The sequence below is a fragment of the Streptococcus halitosis genome (assembly GCF_027691175.1).
Classification (GTDB): domain Bacteria; phylum Bacillota; class Bacilli; order Lactobacillales; family Streptococcaceae; genus Streptococcus; species Streptococcus halitosis_A.
Genome location: NZ_JAQFBD010000001.1, coordinates 1,310,148 through 1,327,970 on the forward strand (window position 1 = coordinate 1,310,148; position 17,823 = coordinate 1,327,970).

At 40.5% G+C, this 17,823-nt stretch carries 13 protein-coding genes; all 13 read right to left on the reverse strand.

Going from position 1 to position 17,823, the window contains the following annotated elements:
• Positions 1–82: 82 nt before the first annotated feature.
• The 13 genes from bgaA to rnz all read right to left on the reverse strand — a co-directional run bounded on the left by bgaA (position 83) and on the right by rnz (position 17,816).
• Positions 83–7,321: an LPXTG-anchored adhesin/beta-galactosidase BgaA gene (bgaA, locus tag PG086_RS06375; protein WP_270748185.1), complete on the reverse strand. Its 7,239-nt coding sequence runs from the start codon at positions 7,319–7,321 to the stop codon at positions 83–85.
• Between the two features lie 403 nt (positions 7,322–7,724).
• Positions 7,725–8,282, reverse strand: coding sequence for an SMI1/KNR4 family protein (locus PG086_RS06380; protein ID WP_084939823.1), 558 nt, complete (start codon positions 8,280–8,282; stop codon positions 7,725–7,727).
• A 14-nt stretch (positions 8,283–8,296) separates the two neighbouring features.
• The gene (locus PG086_RS06385) at positions 8,297–10,045 is read right to left on the reverse strand and encodes a glycoside hydrolase family 13 protein (RefSeq protein WP_084939824.1); all 1,749 of its coding nucleotides are present in this window, start codon (positions 10,043–10,045) and stop codon (positions 8,297–8,299) included.
• Between the two features lie 239 nt (positions 10,046–10,284).
• On the reverse strand, positions 10,285–10,479 hold the full coding sequence (locus PG086_RS06390; protein ID WP_033584559.1) for a helix-turn-helix transcriptional regulator: 195 nt from the start codon (positions 10,477–10,479) through the stop codon (positions 10,285–10,287).
• Positions 10,480–10,485: 6 nt separating this feature from the next.
• Entirely contained in the window at positions 10,486–10,815 is a 330-nt protein-coding gene (locus PG086_RS06395) for a hypothetical protein (RefSeq protein WP_033584556.1), read from the reverse strand.
• A gap of 151 nt (positions 10,816–10,966) precedes the next feature.
• Positions 10,967–11,923 (reverse strand): hypothetical protein, encoded by a 957-nt coding sequence (locus PG086_RS06400; RefSeq protein WP_033605815.1) that lies wholly within the window; start codon positions 11,921–11,923, stop codon positions 10,967–10,969.
• An 18-nt stretch (positions 11,924–11,941) separates the two neighbouring features.
• Entirely contained in the window at positions 11,942–12,691 is a 750-nt protein-coding gene (locus PG086_RS06405; protein ID WP_084939826.1) for a hypothetical protein, read from the reverse strand.
• On the reverse strand, positions 12,688–13,275 hold the full coding sequence (locus tag PG086_RS06410) for an SMI1/KNR4 family protein (RefSeq protein WP_033605822.1): 588 nt from the start codon (positions 13,273–13,275) through the stop codon (positions 12,688–12,690). The genes PG086_RS06405 and PG086_RS06410 overlap by 4 nt, the downstream gene beginning before the upstream one ends.
• Before the next feature lie 24 nt (positions 13,276–13,299).
• Positions 13,300–14,367 (reverse strand): ankyrin repeat domain-containing protein, encoded by a 1,068-nt coding sequence (locus tag PG086_RS06415; protein WP_000631363.1) that lies wholly within the window; start codon positions 14,365–14,367, stop codon positions 13,300–13,302.
• A 19-nt stretch (positions 14,368–14,386) separates the two neighbouring features.
• A complete protein-coding gene (locus PG086_RS06420; RefSeq protein ID WP_270748191.1) occupies positions 14,387–15,451 on the reverse strand; it encodes an ankyrin repeat domain-containing protein in 1,065 nt (354 codons plus the stop codon).
• 2 nt (positions 15,452–15,453) lie between these two features.
• Positions 15,454–15,891: a hypothetical protein gene (locus tag PG086_RS06425; protein ID WP_270748192.1), complete on the reverse strand. Its 438-nt coding sequence runs from the start codon at positions 15,889–15,891 to the stop codon at positions 15,454–15,456.
• Positions 15,892–16,110: 219 nt separating this feature from the next.
• Complete coding sequence (locus PG086_RS06430) at positions 16,111–16,866, reverse strand: SDR family NAD(P)-dependent oxidoreductase (RefSeq protein ID WP_270748194.1); 756 nt, start codon at positions 16,864–16,866, stop codon at positions 16,111–16,113.
• A 20-nt stretch (positions 16,867–16,886) separates the two neighbouring features.
• A complete protein-coding gene (gene rnz, locus PG086_RS06435; RefSeq protein WP_270748195.1) occupies positions 16,887–17,816 on the reverse strand; it encodes a ribonuclease Z in 930 nt (309 codons plus the stop codon).
• Between the last annotated feature and the right edge of the window lie 7 nt (positions 17,817–17,823).

The window sequence follows — 17,823 nt, forward strand, 5'->3', positions numbered from 1 at the left end:
CTATTAGATTTTCAAAATTCATAATGAAGAGTTTTTAAAATATAAATCTATTTTGTCCCCATCTCTTCATATCGTAGAAATTCTAATCCTCTTTTTTGCCTTTAGTGGCTACTAGTCCTGCACTCAAACCAAGAAGAGCTAAGCCTGCTGCTACTGCTGCTTGACTTTCTGCACTTCCTGTATTTGGCAACTGCTCTTCTTGAGCTTGACTAGCTGCATTTGAAGCAATTTCTTTTGTATCTGCCTTTTCTGATACTTGTGGTTTTGTAGATTCTTGAGGTACTGGTTTGGTCGTTTCACCAGCCGTACCTACTTCTACGATGCGATCCTGAGCCACGACTTTATCATAGCTTTCTTTTTCAGTTCGTTTGCCATTTTCAACTTCGATCAAGTGAACACGGATACCTTTTTGTCCTTCTTGGAGAACACGGGTTTGACCTGCTGGAAGCTTATCGTTCTTTTGTTCCTGAACCTTGAAATCAATTGTTTCTTCTTCAATTACAAGTTCTGGTCTGTTAAGGACAAGGTTCTTCACTTCATCTTCTGGAAGGGAGGTTCCTGGTTTCGTTCCAACTTCTACGATGCGATCCTGAGCTATAACTTTATCATAGCTTTCTTTTTCAGTCCGCTTACCATTTTCAACCTCGATCAAGTGAACACGGATACCCTTTTGACCTTCTTGGAGAACACGAGTTTCACCTAGATACAACTTATCAGACTTACGTTCCTGAACCTTGAAATCAATTGTTTCTTCTTCAATTACAAGTTCTGGTCTGTTAAGGACAAGGTTCTTCACTTCATCTTCTGGAAGGGAGGTTCCTAGTTTCGTTCCAACCAAGACGATGCGGTCTGTCGGAGCCTCTACCACTTCACGAAGTTTTTCTTCCTTACTTCCATCAGGATTAACCGCTGTAAAGATCCGTTCCTTACCAACTTTTCCTTCTTGTTCTACACGAGTTTCACCTAGATACAGTGTTGGATCCTTTTTCTCAACTGTCTTGTAGGCCAAATCTTTTTCAACAAATTCGAGTTTTGGAAGATCTTCTTGCACAGCAGCAACAGTCTTCTCAGAAACTGGTTTTTCTTTAGTCAAGTGGATACGGTATTCCTTGACTTGTTTTCCACTTTCTGAAACAAGACGAACAAGTACTGGAAGGCTATCGTCTCCACTATCTACAACTGTTGAAGCTACTTGATTGCTTTCTTCGACTGAAACTTTTGGACGTTGACCTTTATAGGTGATTTGGTAGTCTTGACGATCTTCAGCGAAGTCAGGAAGTTCTTTTCCATCTACAAGAATCTTCGATTGCGTACTTTCTTGAGGCAATTCGCTTGGCGCAAGGAAGGTCATCTCAATCATCGCAACACCCTTCTTATCCGCTTTGCGCTCCATACGCCATCTCATGGCTTTGGCTTTGACAGCTTTAAAGGTAACGTTAATTTCATCACCGGCTTCAATGTCTTTATCCGCACGATAAGGAACAGCTTCCCAATTTTCTGGATTGTTGAATGGATGGGCTGCATCATAGGCTTGGTAGTTTGAATAGTAGGTAGGAACTTCAAATTCTGGGCCAATATAGCGTTCTAAAACGAGTTTAGATGGGGCATCCGTACCACTATCTGCAAAGAAATGGAGTTTGGCTTGCGCAACAGTCCGTTCGACAATCTTACCATTTTCACGGAAAATCACACCTGCTGATACTTCTGGGTTAGAAGATGGTGTTGGAGACCAGTTTGTCCAACGACGATTTTCTGAATGATTTCCGTCATTGAGATAGTCCACACGGTCATGTGAACTTGGATCAATATCATTAGTTGCGGAAGCAAAGGCCTGGTTACTATTTTCATCATACTCTGGGTTATTTGAGAGAGCTTCGCCTAGTTTGTCTGTCACTCGTACAGTGAACTCAGCAACAAGATCACTACCAAGGACATGGCCTCGAACGGTAAATTGACCTGCTTTTGTCAGCTTTTCTTCTGGAACTTCTTCCCATTCAACTGCCAAGTCTTTTGTTTCGTAACCGTCTTTACCTGTGAAGTAAACAGGAACCTTAGTTGGCAATTCAAGTGGTTGCCCTACTTGTAGCAAGCGAGCTTGTTTGACCGCAGCAACTGGTTTACGAGAGAGCAAGTCTTTATTGCTTGTAAAGTGTAGACGGTATTCTCCTAGGATATCACCATTTTCAGCCTTCGCGATAACACGAACTGGCTCACCTTCACGAACACTTGGAACGACGGTAGCGAGACCATTGTTGCTAACACTTGCTGTTACTGCAGGAACTTTTCCATCTACAGACTCAAGGTAGTAGTCTGTCAAATCTGGGTTAAAGTTTGCTAAGTCTTTACCGTCAACTTGGATTCTCGTTTGTCCTTGTTTGGCTGCTGCGACTTGTTTCGCAAAAATTTGTACTTCTGTGATAGACGTTCCTTTCTTGCTATCAAGTCGAACCATACGAATGCGAACCGCATAGGTCTCAACTTTATCAAAGCTGAAATGATTCATTTCTCCAGCTTTTAATTGAGCTGGTGCTTTGAGATTGCTTACCTCTTTCCAGTTTGCAGGATCGTTAAAGGCATGGTTTTCCTCACCTACAAAGCTAGGGTTTTTAGGGGCTGTTGGAACAGTCTTACCAACATAATACTCAATCACATAAGACTTCGGTACACCAACTCCATGGTCTTCGTGGAATCCGACACTTAAATTATCAACCGAACGTTTGCTCAAGATACCTGAATCTCCGAATAGGACACCAACTGAAGCTTCTGGATTACTACGATTCCAGTTTGTCCAACGATTAGCTGGGCGGTCATTAAAGGAAATCAATTTATCGTTGACGTTTGAAACAGGGTCACTCGGATTTGAGTCTGAAGCAAAGGCCAGTGGCAATTCTGAACCGGTCCATTGATCAGAAATATTTGCTCCCTTCTCAGTTTGAGCAGATACGCGAACATGAAGTTTAGTTGTTAATTGCGTACCTTCTAAGCGACCATTAACTGTAAAGACACCTTCCTTGGCGTATTGCTCTGGACGAATCGTATCCCAAGTAACTTTAGCTGATGAAACGTGACCATTTGAATCGTAGGTGCGAACACTTTCTGGTAATTGTGGCGCTTCTGCAATTGGGGTCGTCACACTGACTTCTTCAACTGAAACGATGCCTTCTACAGAGACTTTTGCACGCGCTTCAAGATCAAGACCTTCAACTTTACCTAGAACTTCAAAAGTTTGATAGTGGTCGAGTTTTTCTTTTGGAATGGCTTGCCATGTGACTTTGTGGGCTTTAGGGAAACCTTTGTCATACTCAACTGTTACTGTTGATGGAAGAGTAGGTTCTTGATGCAAGTCTGTTACTACGTTTACTGGCCGGATAGCTTGGGCTACTTTTTTCTCAGTATTGGCCTGAATCGTGAGATCGATTTGACCTGTAGCCCCCTCATATTCTGCTTTGAGAGTGACTGTTCCTGGCTTATGTAACTCAAGCATTCCTTTACGAACTGCGACTTCCCCTTCACCACTTGTAGAGAAGTTCACCTTATCTGCTGGTAGAACTGCTTGTGTTCCATCTTGATAGTGAGCACGAACCGACAATTTGACTGTTTGGTCTTCTTTGAGAGCATCAGCTTTCTCCACTTGTAGGCTCAAATGATCAATTTTTGGCGCTTCTTCGAGGAACTGAATAGCATACATTTGAAGAGGGCCACCATCATTTGGTTGAACAAAGATGCTTGCACGCATGCCGTTTGCTGCGCTTGCTTGGACTACAGTAACATCCGCATTTTCAGCACTTGCTGCGACTTTTGGTAACTTAGCTCCATAAGCAAGAGTGCGGTATTGCATTGGTTTTTGACTAGTAAGTCCTGTGACAGCTTCATCACCAACCGTCACAGTTGGCACTACAGGTGCTGCAGGCTCGCCTTCTTCTACTACAAGGGTAGCATGAATGGTTTCGCCAGCTAATTGACCACTCATTTGTATACGTGATCCTGCGACTGAAAGTTTGGCTTTATCTGCCTCCACGATCTCCCACTTATCAACTTCGTATTCTTGAATGCTTCCATCCGTTACAGCGATAGAAACGTATTTATCAACTGCATTCAAATCTGTTCCTGGGGCAACACGTTTTACAGTAGGCAGTTCTTTCGCAATTGCTAGAACCTCAACACGAGCCTCTACCTCTCGTCCGTCAGCCGTGCCTTTGACCGTTACAATACCAGGCTTGCTCACATCAACTGAAGACCAAGTTACTGGACGTTTTTCACGACTGCCATCACTGTAGATAAAACCGACTGTCTTCGGCATTTTTGGCTCTTTCTCAATAACAGTACGTACTTTTGGTACCTCTGTTCCTAGAACGGTCTTTTCTTGGTCTTCTTTTTTACCTGTAAAGACCGTTACTTGACCAGATTTCAAGAGATCTGAATGAGCTGTTAGTGTGAATTTACCTGCTTGTTCAGTTGATTTAACAATGGCAACCCCTTTACCGTTAAAGGCTCTACGGATCCAAGAACCATCTGGTTGCGCCTTGTAGCGTTCACGGCTGGCTTGTTCCCCATTGTCGACACCGACCAGTTGACCCTGTCCATGCAATTGGAAACGAACCAAATTATTGGCAGTTGGTACCACATTTCCTTCACTATCTACGATTTCGTAGTAGATGTAGGTCAAGTCTTTTCCATCTGCTGCGATTGCATGTTCTTCCTTGACGAGGCGAACACCTGCTGGTTGGCCTGCAGTAGTGATCTTATCACGTGCAATTTCTTTTCCAGCTTCATCGCGAGCTACAGCTTCCAAAGTACCTGGTTGGTACGCAACCTTCCACTCAAGGTAGAGTTCCTTGGCATTGGCACCTTCTTGGTAGGTACGGCCATCACTAGTTTGTTTTTTGTTGAACTTCTTAACTCCAAGAGATTGACCATTTAAGAACAATTCAACGCTGGCAGCGTTTGAGTAAGCTCGAACTGGGATTTTTCCGTCTGAATCTTCAACTTTCGATGCCAATTCTCTATTTTCCCAGTTCCAGTGAGGAAGAAGGTGAACCATTGGTTTCTTCTTGACAGAAACCCATTGGCTTTGGTAGAGGTAGAAGTCATGTTTTGGAATACCGGCTGTATCTACGATACCAAAGTAAGAGCTCTTAACGGGAGTTTGGTTTTGATTGTGCCATGGTGTAGGTTCACCGATATAGTCCGTACCTGTCCAGATAAACTGTCCAGCATAGCCAGCGTTGTCACGGTCAAAGGTCCATGAAGCGGTTGCCGTTTTACCCCAACCAACACGATCATTTCCATAATCTGACTGTTCATAGTTACGATAAGCTTGGTTGCTATGTACCAATTCTTGTTCAGGACGATAATAGCTACCGCGTGTACGGGTTGCTGAAGATGTTTCTGAACCATAAATCAACCAGTTTGGATGTTTCGCACGAAGTTTCTTGTAGTTGTCTTCTGAGTAGTTGAAACCAACTGCATCCAGTTCATTAGCAATTTTCTCATGATCACCGCTACCATCACCAAAGCGGAACTTATCTGCTCCCATGGTAACATAACGTGTAGTATCAACATCTTTAATCACTTTTACTAAGCGTTTAACCGTTGCAAGAGAGTGAGCCTTTCCATCTGCTTCACCAATTTCATTCCCGATAGACCACATGAAGACAGCTGGGTTATTTTTATCTCTTTCGACCATGGTACGAAGATCGTAGTCAGACCATTTTTCACCTTTTCTAGCTTCTGGGTGAGTGGCATCTTTTTCAAAGAAACGCCCGTAGTCATAAGGTTTCTTTCCATTATACCACGTATCAAAGGCCTCTTCCTGAACCAGCAAACCAAGTTCTGCTGCGATTTGCAAAGTCTGTGGACTTGCAGGGTTATGAGTTGTACGGATGGCGTTAACGCCCATCTCCTTCATTTGTTTGAGACGACGGTATTCTGCCTTATAGTTTTCTTCTGCTCCAAGCGCTCCGTGGTCATGGTGCAAGGAAACACCATGGAATTTAATGCGTTCACCATTCAAAGAGAAACCTTCATTTGGAGTCCAATGATAGTAACGGTAACCAAACAAATCTTTCTTAGCATCGACTAATTGACCATCACGGTAAACACGCGTAATCAATTCGTACAAAGCAGGTTTATCATTTAAAACTGTCCAGAGTTTTGGTCTTTCAACTTCTAGAATCGCATCAAGGCTTGTTGACTCATGTGCTTTCAGGGTACGGCTAGCTGTACGAACCAAGCCTGTTACAGCCTGGCCACCACGTTCAACGATTTGATACTCTGCCACCAGTTCATGGTCTTTATCATCTGTATTGACGATTTTGCTGGCTACATGAGTTTCAACCTTGCCATGTTGCTGTTCTTCCAGTTTTGGTGTTAAGATAGTTGTTCCATTTTTCTCAACATGAACCTTATCTGTCACTTGCAAGGTCACATCACGGTAAATACCGCTACCAGAGTACCAACGGCTACTTGGTTGTTTGTTAACCGCATGGACAGCAATCACATTCTCACGACCATCTTTGTGAAGGTATTTGGTGATATCGTATGAGAACTGGTTATAACCATTTGGATAATGCCCCACTAACTGGCCATTGACATAGACTTGAGAGTCCATATAGACACCATCAAAGGTCACACGAACATTTTTCTTGAGATCTTTTTCATCAAGTTTAAAGGTCTTGCGATACCAAGCTTCACCACCATTGAGCTGTCCACCCTCATTTTGGGCAGGTGACTGATGGTCAAAATCGTTAAAGATACTCCAGTCGTGTGGGAGATCCAATTTTTGCCATGTTGATACATCGGCATCTGATTTCACAGCTTCTTTAGGATTCGCATTGAGTTTAAAGTGCCAATTTTGATTAAAATTCACTTTTCTATCTTCAATCATTTGATTTACTTCTTCATTTGTCGCAGCCTTCAAATCTTCCTTAACAGGTTTTTCTTGACTTGAAGCTTGAGATTCTACCTTTGGTGCTGTTTCTTCAGGTTTTAGAGATGCTTTCTCCTCTTTTGGAACTACAGGTTCCTCTTCTTTCACCTCTGGTTTGCTTGCTTCAATGGGAGCAGCTTGACTTTGGTCGACACTTGCAGCATCCTTGTGCTCTGCTACAGTTTGATCTCCTTTTTCCTCCACTGCCGGACTTTCCTCTTTTGCTTGTTCCACAGTGTGGGCGATAGAAGTTTCATCCGCGAAAACTGGTGATTCTCCAATGACACTTCCTCCAAATAGAACCGCACAGGTTCCAATCATGACAGAGCAAGCGCCTACGGCAAACTTACGAATGCTGTAGACTCTTTTACGATTCCAATGGCCTTTTTCCATAAAATCCTCCTTTAGTAACCGCTTCCATTTCATTGTAAGCGTATTACTTTTCCATAGTCTTTTACCCTTATTTTATAAAATAATATAGGAAATTTCAATACCCTAAACACAAAAAATCATATTTTTGATTGTTTTTTCTAAAATTTGTAGAAAAGTTTAAAAATCTGAATGTAGATTTAGTGAATGGTTTTACTAAAAAAGGCGGTGGGACAGAAATCGATAGACAAAGTCTCGATTTCGTAGTCCCAGCCTCGCGAGGATGATTAGGAGCTTTTTGGAGTCTAAAAGACGAACAAAAAGTTCAATCAGCTAACGCGTCAAAGTTTGATTGCTAAAAAAGTGAGGTCGGGATCTTTTGTCCCAACCTCTTTTACGGACTATCAAACTGATATTTCCTTATAGATTATTGACTAGATTTTCCCTTTTCCAAAAGATTGACCATCTCATTTTTACGCTCTTCTAGCTCGGCAATTTGCTGGAGTAAAAGTCCTGAAAAATCACAATTAAGCTCTTCAGTTTCGCCACTATTATACCAATCCAAAGCTACTATGTGATTGTCCTTATCAAAGCAGAAAATTACATCTCCATCACCGATGATAGACAGAAATGGAATATAATCCTCAAAGCCCAGAGCGTGTAATTCCTTGGTTTTAATTCGAATATCTAAGAAATCTGGGATGCCATTTGCAATTCCCAAGACCTTAATACCTCGACAGAAAGTCCAAAAAGGGGCTACATCGTAAGCCTTGGCTCTTGGCCATAGCTCTTCCCTGACTTCCATAAAGAGACCTCCCAGAGATGACATGGTGAATTCCCTGAAATCTCCTGGCAGACGAATGCCGTATTGATTTTCAAAATCCTGAACATCTTCTTCCGATGGTTCATTACCCATGCAGGCGACAACCTGATAAGTTTCCTTATCATAGTGACGAAAATACTCATAAACTTCCTTGAGTGCCATTATTTTAATCCTTTTTACTCAGAAATAGTAACTACAAATCCATCTGGCAAGATGACTTGCTGACCATCTTCAAACTGGCAATGACTCGCTAAATCAACTGAATCTCTGTCTAAGATAACATTCTCCTTAGACTGATTAAAGATAGCCTGAACTTCTTTTCCTTCGTAGGTCCATTTCAAGGAAAGAACATATGGTTTCACTTCTTGCAAGCTATATGAACCATGCTGAATAATGCTTGCAACTCCTTTACGGACTTGGATTAATTTCTTCATGAAATTCAGCATATCATTGTCCTCAGACACACGGTCCCAAGGCATGACACGACGGCAGTCGGGATCTGGTCCACCTATTAATGCAAGCTCTGTTCCGTAATAGATACAAGGAGTCCCTTTTTGAAGGTAGAGGAAGGTTAAAGCAGCCTTGACATGTTGCACATTGCCTTTGGCAGTTGTGAGGATACGCTCTGTATCGTGAGAATCCAGAAGGTTAAACATCACTTCTGAGATTTGTTGCTTGTAGTACATTGACTGGCTATTGATTTCTGAAATAAACTGCTCTGTCTTTTTATGCTGACGCAAGAAATAATCCTTGATACTTTCAGAGAGCGGGTAGTTCATGACAGCATGGAACTCATCCCCTTTTAGCCAAGGTTGAGACGTATGCCAGATTTCACCTAAAATATACAAATCAGGCTTTTTAGCGAGAACTGCCTTTCTAAAATCTTTCCAGAACTGATGGTCAATTTCATTGGCAACGTCCAAACGCCAAGCATCGATATCAAAATTCTCAATCCAGTAGGTCGCAACACTTAAAAGATAGTCTTTGACTTCAGGATTTGCTGTATTTAACTTAGGCATATAGCTAGCAAAGGCAAAGGTATGATAAGGGAGTTCTCTTGGATTCTGAAGTTTATCCTCTGTAATTGGAAACTCTTGAATATGGAACCAATCTTTATAAGGAGAATTTTCTCCATTTTTTAGAACATCCTGCCATTGGGCAGACTGGTAGCCGATATGATTGAAAACAGCATCTAGCATAATCTTAATGCCACGTTTATGGGCTTCCTCGACTAGATTACGAAAGACTTCCTTGTCTCCAAAGTGACGGTCAATTTCAAAATAATCCGTCGTATCGTACTTGTGATTGGTCGTTGCTTCAAAAATTGGACATAGGTAAAGTCCAGTGATTCCCAAATCTTTAAGATAGTCTAAATGGTCAATAATCCCTTGTAAATCTCCACCAAAAAAATCATCCATGTTAGGTGCAATGACAGCATCCCACTCTCGAGCTCCATCTGGAGTTAGATTAGGATTTCCATTAGCAAATCGTTCTGGGAAAATCTGATACCAAACGGTATTTGAAACCCAGTCAGGAACTTGGCAACCATCGATTTCGTGAATATAAGGAAGCTTGAAACCATTTCCTTCAGCATCCAAGTTTTCTTGAGTATGTTCTACGCAACCCTTATCACCGTAAAAAACACCTTGACCTTCTTTATCAAGGAGCTCAAAGAGATACTGAATGCGAGCAAAATCAACAGAGACCGTAACCTGCCAATAGTCAAATAGGGCATCTGAGGTTACTTTAGTCATTTCTTTCTTGGCTTCATACTTATCCTCGATGAAGATAAAGGGATCTCCATAATGTAAAATGACCTGCTGGACATCATCTTTCTTGGTTTTGATTCGGATATGTAACTGACCTTCTTTGTAAAGATAAGCATACTCTGATTCTGGTCTATGATAAATGGCTGTCAATTCCATGTCTTGTCTCCTAAATAATCATCATCAACAAAAACGCAAACGTTTTCATAACTAACAGAACTAGTATACTATTTAAAGATCCGATTTGCAATTTTTATACCAGTTTTACGATAGATATATAGATGGACAAGGGTAAAATTGAGTAGAATCTTTATGAGCTTTAAAAGAGAGTTTCCATGAACCGGAAAACTCTCCATCATTACGAATCAGATGATTAGAATAAATGCTATCTGATATCTTTAATCTTCTAAAATGAAAATTTCTTCAACATGTAGTTGTAGCAACCTTGCAATTTTCATTGCTAGTTCAAGTGTAGGATTGTACTTGTCATTCTCGATAGCAATAATGGTTTGTCGACTAACGCCTAATATTTTTGCCATATCTTCCTGACGTAGTCCTTCAGACTTTCTTAGCTGTTTGATATTATTTTTCATACAGCATTAGTCTTTCTGAAAACAATAAATGCCAATTGCCAAAACTACGATAAGGATAACAACCATCAAAATTACTCCTTGAACAAGTTTATTAGGTTCTTTAAAATCTTCATCACCATCAACCATTTTCTGTTTTATGGCAATTTGTGTAAATCCTTGAACAGAAATAGATAAACATAAAATCAGACATGGTAACATTTCAAGTTCAATGCCTTTTGTAATAGATTGATAAATATTAAATACTGTCCATCCACATAAGCCAAATAGAGCCGTTTTATAACCCCATTCCTCAGAACGTAGCTGAATCGCTCTGTCCATTTCATCCATTTTTCTCATAGTCCTGTTCCTCCAATCTGTCAAAACAATGTCAAGAGCTCTTTACATTTTTTATTATACTCTAAATCGATGAAATGTCAAGATGTTTTAACATTTTTAGGCTTTTTTATTTTCTTCTATTCTAAGAATATTTCTAACTCTGATTTACAGCCTAGTCAATCCGACAAAGGGCAAGTTCTTTTAATCCTCTGTCGTAAAGGAAGGTTAAACAAAAGTTGTCTGTCATATTTTGAAGCTTGTGTTTACTCATTCCTCTAGGCAAAGCTATATCGCACCATTCTCTCGTTGCCAGAGAAAATAGCTTTTGCTTACCCTTCCAGTCATCATTCTTAAATAAGGGGCTCAGGATAAGATAAGGCGAATCCGTAAAAATTCCATTGACACCAGCTTTTTTGCCTAAAGCCTTTAAATGTTCAGATTCTAATAACTTTTCGATAATACGACCATCACTAGAGATTTTAACAAGAGCATAATAGTCCATGCCCCATTTATTGACAGAGGTTTGACTTTCTCCAGAGCTAAAGGCATAGAGCTCTTGCTTCCAAGATTTCATACTATCGATTTTAGGACAAAAACTTGAGTTCGTGTCGTGGTGGTTTAAATCTTTTTTATCAATATGCGAATAAGTGGTCCACTTCGCCTGCTTTTTCTCTCGATCAAATTCTAAAAGGGCAAAGTTTCTTGCCTGATTTGTATAAACTTGATTTTCAAAACACACGGGTATCTGGTCGCTATCTGATACGATTTGAAAATATCTCTCTTGTGCCTTTTTAGGAAGTATACTTTGCGGATCCTTTATGGCAATAATTTCTGGATTAGAAAAATCACCAGTATAATAGACTATTTCCTTGCCAGCCTTGATGATGCCAATATTTTGTCCATCTGTAAAGAGTAGAGGCTCTTCCTCCCAAACATGGTCACAATACCAAGCATCTATCTCCTTCACACCCAAAGGTGATACTTCAAGCAGACAGTAGAGATTGAAAGTTTCCTTCTCACTGGTCAAGACAAAGGCTCTACCATCATGTAACATGACAGAATTGAAAACACTATTGTAGTCCTTGTCTAGTTCCCATTTATTCAATAGACTTAACTTTAACTTCCCCATTTTCTCTCTCCTAATCCATCACCACTCGTTGATGGCAAATAGAATGGCTGATCTAATATTTCTTAGCAATTGATCTGAAAGTTCATCGTATACTTGACCCAGTCCCTTATCTTGTGCCAGCCATCCAGGTTCATCATTCCAGGAGCCCATTCCTCCAAAAACATCCGCTGAGCTTGCAGCTCTAAATATGCTTAGATGTTGCAGTGGAATTTGAGGTTCTGCCAGCCCTTTACCAGATTCTGGGTCTAGCAAACAGTTTCTAGCAGATTGAAAGACTTTGGCAAAGTTGTCACATTCAATTTTAATTGCTAAATCTTCTATACGAGTCAATATGTCCTTAAATTCTTCGATATTATTTTCATAGTGGGGAATGTCTTGAGAAGACCTTTCCCATTCATACTCGGTGTAGGTAACATCCCAGCCCCTACCTGCGGAAGCAGATTTCCAATTTGGTAGGAAATAACCTGCCTTCCCATCTTTATAAAAACAGAGAATTGAACTCTGTGTCGTATTGGAGAAACCTAAAATACCTCTGTCATTTACTGAGATAGGGCAAAATAATTTTAAGTCCTTCAACCCTTTTTCCTTAAGATTTTCAAACCAATCAGATACAGATAGTTCTATAACTTCCCCCTTTTCTGACGGCAAAATTTGAAAGCAAATCTTATTGATATATTGGTCAGGATGATACAAGATTGCCTGATCAGTTTTTAAAGCCTTCCTAGCTGCTGCCACGATACAGGCTATTTGGTACATTTGTCCATTCATATGATCTCATCCATTATCCCTTCAATCAGATTTGTAAGGCTTTCAGCCGCATAGATCACCTGGTCAGGATCATGGATGTAGCAAATAACCTGACCTTCCTGACCCTCCTGGTCTGGATCAAAATCCAGCATAAGATAACAAGAGTCACAATACTGAGCAAAAGGAAGCCATTTTTTATTAAAAAGATAAGGCTTAATTCTACTATCATGCATGTTTTCTAGGTCTTGACTAGAAAAATAGTCGGGAAATTCGGTTAACAGAGCATCTCTATTTTGAAAGTACTTTTTACAAGTCTCAATTTCCTGTAGACTCATGAGAGAAAAAGTCAAATCTCTCTGGTCAATTACACAAGGTAAAATAGAGAGGTATTTACTCCCATTTTTATAGCTATAAAGCTCTTTGAAGTCACTAGGTAGACGAATGCCAAATATTTCCTCAAAGGCTTGAAGCTCTTCCTCAGAAGCACCAGAAATGCCCTGATAATCTTCCAGATATCCTTCCTCTACAGGATCATCCAAATCCCAGTCTTCAAAACACTCACAAATATAAGTTTCTATTTTTTTAACTTGGTCAATTAGTTGCATAAGAGCCCCCCTTTTTGATTTCTCTTAACCTTCAAGAATTTCTTGTAAGTGTCTAGACATATTGCAGATAAATTCTTTAAAGCTACAAATATCACTTATAGTTTCGTGTTCCTCATCGTAAAAAGCTACTTTACTTGTCTTTGGATGCCAAATGAGATAGATATGAGTATAATCTCCGGTTGACCGTGAAATACGGAGAAATTTTTTACGACCTTTTTTTAAGGGAATTGTTTGCATGAGAGGGAAAAACTCTATCCACTTAAAATCACAGTTAGTAAGTTCAAAATATAAGTCTTGACTCATGAGAAAATCGGTAAGTTCCCGAGGCAGTTTAAATGGTTTTAGTTCATCCAATTTATTGCATAAATTATGAAATTCTACTGGCTCTAGTTTTTTAAAGTATTCTGCCATCTCTTGATCCCCCTTTTCGATAGCGATACTATAAGGTCTCATACCATCTTTTTCAGTGAGAGTCACGTCCGCCCCGTGCTCTACAAGGTATTTACACATATCTAGGTCAACATATCTTGCAGCTACACTGAGAGGCGTTGGCTTAAAGGGATAAACCGAGTCGGAGGCATTATAGTTTATATCAACTCCATTTTTAATAAAAAAATCTAGCACCTGATAATTTCTATCTGCAACAGCTCTCCTAAATGCTTTTCCGCCATATTTTTCGACACTATGTCCTAATGCATGGATAATAGCTAGATTATCAAATTTATTGCCAAATAAGGCTTCTTGAAAGGCTTCCGACTTTACAGCATTTACACTATTAATCTTTGCTCCATGTTCCATAAGATACTTGATGAACGTACCATCACAATACCTGACAGCCAACAAAAATGAAGGGTTATTTTTTACATTTAAATGAGCCCCCTTTTCCACTAGCCATTTTAGGGAGTCAAAATTTCCTGTAATCAAGGATAAATCAATTGGGCTTAGAGAGGTATACTTGCTGATTTCTATTTCTTGGTCAATATCCCAACCACTTGCAAGATATTGGTCTAAGGCCCAGGTGTCTCCCTCTATGATGTCCTTAACAAGTTGTGGAACCGATTTAAATTCTCCAATATTTTTTAATGTAATCATTGTCAAACTCTTATTCTTTTTACCGCTTATAACTTGGTTCTTCTAAGTCAATTGGTTTAGGATTTTGCTTAATCCAAGCAAGAGCCAATTGGCAGAGGCGATCCAGACTGGCTTCATCATCATTCTCTTTGCTATGGATTTGTGCAATGACTTGCTTGGCTTCTTCTAAGTCAGTGTCTGAAAGTGGAGTTCCTAGAGAAAGATAGTGAGGAATAGCCTGTAGCATCTTGCGGTAGTCTCTGTCCCAGTTGGCCCCACCATTGCGATCCAGTTCATCACGAACTCTGCCTGGTATACGGATAACTTCCCCCTGAACAGTTTTGGCTGGCCCACTCGAAGGGATTAAGAAGGACCAAAGTTCCTCATATTGTTCCTCCCAACTACCTTCTTTTACGAGAATCGGAGAAACTCCATCGTGAGTTAATCTTTTTTCTACAGGCTTGACATCGAAGAGCTCATAGAGCTTCGCTAAGCCTTTATCTGCAGCCTCTATGTAGTCAGGATGGATACCTTCTCTGTGAAATTCAAAATCCTTACCAATTTGTTCAACTTTTTCCTTCATTTTAGAGGTTTTCTTAGCACCTGCTTCTAGTAACATAGAGGCAATTTCAGCAGTTTGGGCAATATAGATTCCCCGACAAACCATCAAGACTGAAGCTAGTGGAGTTCTTCCCATATCATTCTCTACATTGACATTTGCTCCCTTGTTAATCAAAAATTTGACTGTTTTAGGATGAAAAAACTCAGCTGCCATATGTAGAGGGGTCTCGCCATATCTATTGGGCTTTTCAATGTCTGCCCCCAATTCACACAAGAGTTTTACTGTATCTCTACCCAAGATTGCTTGACGGTATAAAGGAGTCCCTCCATAATAATCAGGAATATTGATATCCAAGCCCTTTTCGACAAGCCAGATAACCAATTCATCCGGGACTCCTCCCATATGCAGAGGTGTACATAAGCTAAATCTTCCATCATGGGCGGTTAATTCACAACGATCATAGACTGCTTTAAGGGCTTCAATATTTCCTTCATCCATTAAATCCTTAAACTCTTTTGGTAATGTAACTCTTTTCTTTGCCATCTTTAGTTCCTTTCTTCTGATTCAGCATCTAGGGCAAGCCAATGAAGTTTGTCAACCGTTTTCAAAGTCAGGACTTGTCCATCATAATCATTTTTCAACTCAAGACCGTTTTGCTCAATAGATATATGATTGTACCAGTGGTCTAGGCTGGCGTATTCCCCCATATGAATATTGATGAGGATACTCGTTATGGGATTCCAAGTCCCTTTCTTAACTGTTTCTGCTAAGAGGTAGTAAGCATCTAAAAATATGAGATTTCTCCCATAGATCCAAAAGGGCAGATCAAGCCCCAACAAAGGCAACTTGGCAGAAAAAATCTCATCACCGTGTGGTGGAACGGTTTCATAATGAAATTCTATCTCACTGCCATAATAGGCAATCAGGGCTCCCTGACATCCGATATTTTGAGGAATCCCTTCCTCAGCTACAATAAATTCCATGACCTGCTCCTTCTATTTTGACTTCATAAGCTTCTACTATAGATATACTTTTAGTTATGTTAGACTCGGAGTTTATTCTCTCTTTAATCTGCTTTCTTATCTCAATTATACTCCAAAACTATCAAATAGAGATAAACTACCAGTATTTTCAGGGATTATTTTTGATCAACAACTTCTCCTTATTAAAGCAAAAAGCCATTCCTCAAGGGAACAGCTTCATCACTTATAATTAAAGATTCCCCCTGCCAACTTATCGGCTAATTTGGGGAAGAGTGTATAAAACTTATGGGCTAGGTTCAACAAAACTGGGAGATTGAGTTCCCGTTTGTTTTTTCCTATACACTTAACAATCTTTTTAGCGACTGCATCTGGTTCTAAAAGAAAGCGGTCAACCGAATTGAGGTAGGTCCCATCTGGGTCTGCCTGGTCAAAAAATCCTGTGCGGATTGGACCTGGATTGACCGTCGTTACATAGACACCGTAAGGCATGAGTTCGAGGCGCAGAGCATTTGAAAATCCAATAGCCGCAAACTTGGTCGCTGAGTAAAGGCTGGACTTGCCAGTCGCTATCAAACCTGCCATGCTGACAATATTGATGATATGGCCTTTTCGGCTTTCTTTCATACGAGCTGCAATACGACGAGACAGATTCATCAGGGCAAAGGTATTAACCTCAAACATCTGGTGAATGTCTTGATCAGAGATCTTGTCAAACTCTTCAAAAATACCATATCCTGCATTGTTAATCAAGACATCAATCTTGCCATAACGGATATAGAGGTCAGCTACCAGAGTTTCTAGGGCTGAGTCATCAGTAATGTCGATTTCAATCCATTCCACATTAGGATGATTTCCGTAGAGTTGTGCCAGTTTTTCCTTGTTTCTACCTAGCAAGATCAATTGGTCATTTGGCAAGAGTTTGACCATTTCTTGGGCTAAGCCACCGCTAGCTCCGGTAATGAGAATAGTACGCATACTTATCCTTTCTCAATCTTCTAGATTTCCACTTCTTCCAAGTCTTTGACGACATGGACATTTTCAAAGACACTAGCAGCATCTTTCTTAAGCTGACTAATATCCTTTGAGAGGAAGCGGGCACTGATATGATTAAGCAAGAGGCGTTTGACACCAGCTTCTGCTGCTACTTGCGCTGCCTGCATGTTGGTTGAGTGGCCATGATTGCGGGCAATTTTTTCATCGCCCTTGCCATAAGTCGACTCATGGACAAGGACATCAGCATTGACAGCTAGACGAACACTGGCATTGGTTTTTCGAGTATCACCTAAGATAGTGATAATCTTACCAGGACGGGGAGCTGAGATATAGTCTGAAGCCTTGATTTGAGTCCCATCTTCTAGAACAACATCCTGACCGTTTTTGATTTTCCCAAAAAGCGGGCCAAATGGAACACCAGCAGCCTTAAGTTTTTCAGCATCCAAGGTCCCTTCAAGATCCTTTTGCATGACACGATAGCCAACACAGAAAATAGTGTGATCCAGCTCCTCTGCATACACCGTGAATTTATCGGTTTCAAGGATTTTCCCTAGAGAATTTTGATCAAACTCATGGAAATGAATGCGGTAAGGCAGACGAGAACCTGACACACGAAGACTGGTTAAGACAAAGGACTTGATCCCTTGAGGTCCATAAATGTCCAAATCTGTCTGCTCTTCATTAGCCTGAAAGGCACGACTAGAAAGAAATCCTGGCAATCCAAAGATGTGGTCTCCATGCAGGTGAGTGATAAAGATTTTGCTGACCTTACGTGGTCGAATCGTGGTTTCGAGAATGCGATTTTGCGTTCCTTCTCCACAGTCAAAGAGCCAAACTTCGTTAATCTCGTCCAAGAGTTTCAGGGCGAGGCTTGAAACGTTGCGGGCTTTGGAGGGCTGACCAGCCCCCGTTCCTAAAAATTGAATATCCATTTGATAC

Coding starts and splice junctions, on each gene's coding strand:
- bgaA (WP_270748185.1), bottom strand. CDS start 7,321: ATGGAAAAAGGCCATTGGAATCGTAAAAGAGTCTACAGCATTCGTAAG.
- PG086_RS06380 (WP_084939823.1), bottom strand. CDS start 8,282: ATGGCACTCAAGGAAGTTTATGAGTATTTTCGTCACTATGATAAGGAA.
- PG086_RS06385 (WP_084939824.1), bottom strand. CDS start 10,045: ATGGAATTGACAGCCATTTATCATAGACCAGAATCAGAGTATGCTTAT.
- PG086_RS06390 (WP_033584559.1), bottom strand. CDS start 10,479: ATGAAAAATAATATCAAACAGCTAAGAAAGTCTGAAGGACTACGTCAG.
- PG086_RS06395 (WP_033584556.1), bottom strand. CDS start 10,815: ATGAGAAAAATGGATGAAATGGACAGAGCGATTCAGCTACGTTCTGAG.
- PG086_RS06400 (WP_033605815.1), bottom strand. CDS start 11,923: ATGGGGAAGTTAAAGTTAAGTCTATTGAATAAATGGGAACTAGACAAG.
- PG086_RS06405 (WP_084939826.1), bottom strand. CDS start 12,691: ATGAATGGACAAATGTACCAAATAGCCTGTATCGTGGCAGCAGCTAGG.
- PG086_RS06410 (WP_033605822.1), bottom strand. CDS start 13,275: ATGCAACTAATTGACCAAGTTAAAAAAATAGAAACTTATATTTGTGAG.
- PG086_RS06415 (WP_000631363.1), bottom strand. CDS start 14,367: ATGATTACATTAAAAAATATTGGAGAATTTAAATCGGTTCCACAACTT.
- PG086_RS06420 (WP_270748191.1), bottom strand. CDS start 15,451: ATGGCAAAGAAAAGAGTTACATTACCAAAAGAGTTTAAGGATTTAATG.
- PG086_RS06425 (WP_270748192.1), bottom strand. CDS start 15,891: ATGGAATTTATTGTAGCTGAGGAAGGGATTCCTCAAAATATCGGATGT.
- PG086_RS06430 (WP_270748194.1), bottom strand. CDS start 16,866: ATGCGTACTATTCTCATTACCGGAGCTAGCGGTGGCTTAGCCCAAGAA.
- rnz (WP_270748195.1), bottom strand. CDS start 17,816: ATGGATATTCAATTTTTAGGAACGGGGGCTGGTCAGCCCTCCAAAGCC.